At 43.2% G+C, this 387-nt stretch carries 1 protein-coding gene; it reads right to left on the bottom strand.

The genetic code is table 11. From position 1 onward, the window contains the following. Positions 1-387 (bottom strand): MFS transporter (locus GFC01_RS18570; protein WP_207707671.1); only part of this gene is annotated, 387 nt, incomplete at both ends.

The raw sequence follows: 387 nt of genomic DNA, 5'->3' as shown, positions 1-387 counted from the left end.
CCATTCACTTGAGAAATCAATCCCAGCAAAAATCCCCATCAAAAGCCTACAGGCAATACATATGAACGTAAACACCGTAATGTAGCGTTTCTTTTTCCCTGTACGATCAATCAGCACTCCGTATAAAGGTGTAAAAATGACGAGAAAAAAGCTGGCTAGTGCGTTTGCATAAGAAATAAAGGTGCTGGCGATCTGGTCCATTCTCGCACTGTCCCCGATCGTTTCCTGCAAGTAAAATGGGAAGAAAATGGTGATCATATTTGATGAAAAGATCGTATTTGCAAAATCATACAACGCCCAGGCCAGCACAGGTGCTGTCAAAAACAGCCCAAAGCCTGCCCCTTTTTTCTGTGCGGTCTTTTTTCCTGTTCTCAATCGATTGTCTCC

It is taken from the genome of Desulfofundulus thermobenzoicus (genome assembly GCF_009428905.1).
Taxonomy (GTDB): domain Bacteria; phylum Bacillota; class Desulfotomaculia; order Desulfotomaculales; family Desulfovirgulaceae; genus Desulfofundulus_A; species Desulfofundulus_A thermobenzoicus.
The sequence above is the reverse complement of the archived record's forward strand: the minus strand, read 5'-3'. Positions and strand labels throughout refer to the sequence as shown.